The organism is Variovorax sp. 01T439_2 (assembly GCF_056398445.1).
In genome coordinates this window covers 1-3,592 of the sequence record NZ_JBFTPJ010000628.1, presented here as the reverse complement: position 1 = coordinate 3,592, position 3,592 = coordinate 1, and the positions used below count along the sequence as shown (strand labels likewise).

At 69.3% G+C, this 3,592-nt stretch carries 3 protein-coding genes and 1 pseudogene; 1 reads left to right on the top strand and 3 read right to left on the bottom strand.

What is annotated here, in order from left to right; genetic code table 11:
* Positions 1–129: 129 nt before the first annotated feature.
* Complete coding sequence (locus tag AC1DOC_RS24685; RefSeq protein ID WP_012745600.1) at positions 130–1,623, bottom strand: DHA2 family efflux MFS transporter permease subunit; 1,494 nt, start codon at positions 1,621–1,623, stop codon at positions 130–132.
* Between the two features lie 132 nt (positions 1,624–1,755).
* Here AC1DOC_RS24685 and AC1DOC_RS24680 point away from each other — a divergent pair, with 132 nt between their 5' ends.
* Positions 1,756–3,123, top strand: a complete 1,368-nt coding sequence (locus AC1DOC_RS24680; RefSeq protein WP_478130682.1) for a zinc-binding metallopeptidase family protein — start codon at positions 1,756–1,758, stop codon at positions 3,121–3,123.
* Here AC1DOC_RS24680 and AC1DOC_RS24675 read toward each other — a convergent pair.
* Both AC1DOC_RS24675 and AC1DOC_RS24670 read right to left on the bottom strand, forming a co-directional pair.
* Positions 3,114–3,350: a cysteine-rich CWC family protein gene (locus AC1DOC_RS24675; protein WP_278877458.1), complete on the bottom strand. Its 237-nt coding sequence runs from the start codon at positions 3,348–3,350 to the stop codon at positions 3,114–3,116. The two genes, AC1DOC_RS24680 and AC1DOC_RS24675, sit on opposite strands and share 10 nt — an antisense overlap.
* A 4-nt stretch (positions 3,351–3,354) precedes the next feature.
* Positions 3,355–3,592: pseudogene (locus tag AC1DOC_RS24670) on the bottom strand (diphosphate--fructose-6-phosphate 1-phosphotransferase); the annotation flags it as partial.

Here is a 3,592-nt window from a genome sequence, read left to right as displayed (position 1 = left end):
GACGAGAGATGGGCCAGGCCCGCTGCGAAAACCGCCGTTCCGGCGACAAAACTTCTGCGTTGCATGAAACCCATCCCATCATTAGCTAACAAATGCTAACAATTAGAAACGATGGGTGCTTAAGTATTACTAAGTGCTTACCCTTGCCGGATCGGACTGCCGAAGCTGCCAGGCCGCGCAAATGGCCAGTGCGCAAAGCGCCGCCAGCATCAGGAACACCTCGTCGAAGGCCGCCAGCCGCGCGGGGCTGCTTGCGGCATTGGCCAGCGAATCGCCATGCGCCGCCAGCCGCCATTCGAGCACGATGGCGCACAGGCTCACGCCGGCCGCGCCGCCCAGCATGCGCAGGAAGTTGATCGCGCTGGCGCCCTGTGGAATCAGCGGCTTGGCCAGCGGCCGCATCGAGCCGAGGTTGAGCGAGGGCAGGATGAAGCCAAGCCCGATGCGCCCGATGATCGCAAAAGCCACCAGCAGCCAGAGCGCGCTGTCGAGCCGGAGCACCACCATCAGCGCGAACGAAGCCGCCAGCAGCACCAAGCCGATGCTCACCAGCATCCAGGTCGGCTGCCGGTCGGCCAGCCGGCCCACGCCCGCAATGGTCAGGGCCAGCACGATGCCCGCCGGCAGCAGGATGGTGCCCACGTGCGACGCGGACAATTGCAGCCCGACCTGCATGTACACCGGCAGCAGGTAGGTGGAGCCGAACAGCGCCGTGCCGTAGATGAAGGCGACCACGCTGCCCATGGCGAACTGGCGGTACTGGAAGAGCGCCAGGTTCATCAGCGGTTCGCCGCCGCCGGCCGCATGGCGGCGCTGCCACCAGACGAAGGCTGCAAAGGCCAGCGCCGCGGCTGCCAGCAGCAGGCCGGCCTGCAGCGGCGAATCGCCGCGCAACTCGACCAGGCCGTTCAGCAGGCAGAGCGTGCCCACGGTGCCTAATGCAAGGCCGCGCCAGTCGAGCCCGCTGCCGCGCGTGGCCGCCACGCCGCCGGGCGCCGTGGTGGGCACGAACCGGTAGGCCAGCCAGAGCGAGGCCAGGCAGAACGGCACCACCATGAAGAAGATCGAGCGCCAGCCGAACAGGTCGACCAGCACGCCGCCGATGCTGGGCCCGATGGCCGGCGCCAGCACCACGCCCATGCCGAAGATGCCGCTCGCGCGCCCCTGCTCGTGGGGCTCGAAGGCGCGCAGGATGATGATGGCCGGAATCGGCTGCACCACGCCCGCCGCAAGCCCTTCGGCCACGCGCGCCAGCAGCACCAGCGAGAAGTTGTTGGCCAGCCCGCCCGCCACGCCGCCCGCGAGGAGCAGCACCATCGTGCCCGCGTAGGTGCGCCGGTAGCCGTAGCGCGACAGCAGCCACGGCGTGGTCAGCATCGAGACCGTCATCGCCACCATGAAGCCCGAGCTCACCCACTGCGCGCGCTCCTGGCCCAGCGAGAAATGGTGGCTCATGCCCGGGATTGCGACGTTGACGATGGTCGAGGACATGATCGACGCCATCACGCCCACCATCACCGAGAGCAGCAGGTACCAGCGGTAGCGCGGGCCGTAGCGTTCGCGCAGCGTGCCGATGGAGGGCGGGGCCGGCGAAGCGGCTTCGGGCTTGGGAGTGGTGGTCATGGGCGGTGGCCCCGCTTTTTATTCGATGCGGGTCCGTCGTCCTACAAGCATATCGGGCTTTGCGCGGCGGAGCCGGCACCTGCGCGTCACACAATGCACCGCTGTCCCGCGCTGCCTTTCCAGAACAACGACATGAATACGCCACCTGACCATGCCAGCGCTCCCGAACCGGGCGCGCCCTCCCACCTTGCCTCCGAACTCGCGGCGCCCACCGTGAGCCGCGCCTACCGCTGCCAGTGCGGCCGGCCTGTGTTCCTGCGCAACAGCCAGTGCCTGGCCTGCCGCACGCCGCTCGGCTACGTGATCGAGCGCCTGGGCGTGGTGCCGCTGGCGCCGGTCGAGGCCGAAGACAAGGCCGAGGGCGGCGCAGCCGACGGCGCCGAGCCCGAGGAACAGCTCTTCACCGTGTTCGGCAATCCCGACGGCCGCACCTACCGCCGCTGCGCCAACCTCATGACCGCCGCCAGCTGCAACTGGATGGTGCCGGCCCCGCGCGAGGGCGACGACCCTTCGTTCAACACCGACGGCCTCGCGCCCGGCTACTGCCTGGCCTGCAGCGTCACCCGCACCATCCCCGATCTCTCGGTGGAGAGCAACGGCGAACTCTGGCGCAAGCTCGAGCATGCGAAGCGCCGGCTCATCTCGCAGCTGCTCGCGCTCGGGCTGCCGGTGGTCAGCCGCCATGCCGATCCGGTGCACGGGCTGGCCTTCGACTTCCTCGGCAACATGCCGGGCGGCCCGCACGTGATGACCGGGCATGAACAGGGCGTGATCACCCTCAACGCCGAAGAGGCCGAGGACGCCGTGCGCGAGCGCATCCGCGCCGAAATGCGCGAGCCCTACCGGACGCTGCTCGGGCATTTCCGCCACGAGGTCGGCCACTACTACTGGGACCTGCTGGTGCAGCCCACGCCCTGGCTCGACGGGTTCCGCGCGCTCTTCGGCGACGAGCGCGCCGACTACGCCGCGGCGCTCCAGCAGCACTACGAACAGGGCCCGCCGCCCGACTGGGCCAACCGCTTCGTGAGCAGCTACGCGAGCATGCATCCCTGGGAGGACTGGRCCGAGACCTGGGCCCACTACCTGCACATGGCCGACACCGCCGACACGGCGATGAGCTTTGGCGTGGACGCCACCAACGTCGAGCTTGCGACCGACCTGTTCACCGCGGAAGACCTCTGGCAGCCCGAGCATCCCGGCGCCGCCAAGTTCCTGGACTTTCTCAACGGCTGGGTGCTGCTCACCAACGTGCTCAACGAACTTTCGCGCAGCATGGGCCAGCCCGACTACTACCCCTTCGTGCTGCCGCGCGTGGCCGTCGGCAAGCTGCAGTTCATCCACTGCGTGATCACGCAGCAGCGCGACCGCGGCATGTCCGCAGCCGCGTCGCCCGGCGTGCCGCTGCCGCCGGAGGCAAAAGCCCCCGCAGCTGCTTCCCAAGCGGCGCCCGCGCCAGTACCGCAGGCCCAGAACCAGCAGCAGGGCGCCGCTCAGTCCTGACGAGGCTCGGCCGCCGCTATCCCCGCGGCGCAGCGCGCGCACATGCAGGCCTTGCCGCGCGATGCCGGCGGCAGGGCCGCGAACGGCGCCTTGCCGAAGTCGGCCGCCATGCACCAGCAGGGCGGTTGCGGCTGGCCGGTTTCGCGCGCGGTTTCCATCGCGCAGCGGTTCTCCTCGCCGCACAGCGGACAGCGCGTGGTGTCGATGGTGGCGGTGGCCGTTTCCATCGCGTCAGGCGAGCTCGAAGGCCGGCAGCTTCCTGGGCACGGCCACGTTGCGCAGGGTGGCGTACACCGGCAGGCCGTTGCGGTAGGCGGGGTAGTCCTCGCCTTCGATCAGCGGCAGCAGGTAGCGCCTGCACTGGTCGGTGATGCCCCAGCCGTCCTCCGAGATGAAGTCGCGCGGCATGGGCTTTTCGACATTCGCCACCGCGTCGAGCGGCGCGCTGCCGATGCGGTAGGTGTAGGGC

Coding starts and splice junctions, on each gene's coding strand:
- AC1DOC_RS24685 (WP_012745600.1), bottom strand. CDS start 1,623: ATGACCACCACTCCCAAGCCCGAAGCCGCTTCGCCGGCCCCGCCCTCC.
- AC1DOC_RS24675 (WP_278877458.1), bottom strand. CDS start 3,350: ATGGAAACGGCCACCGCCACCATCGACACCACGCGCTGTCCGCTGTGC.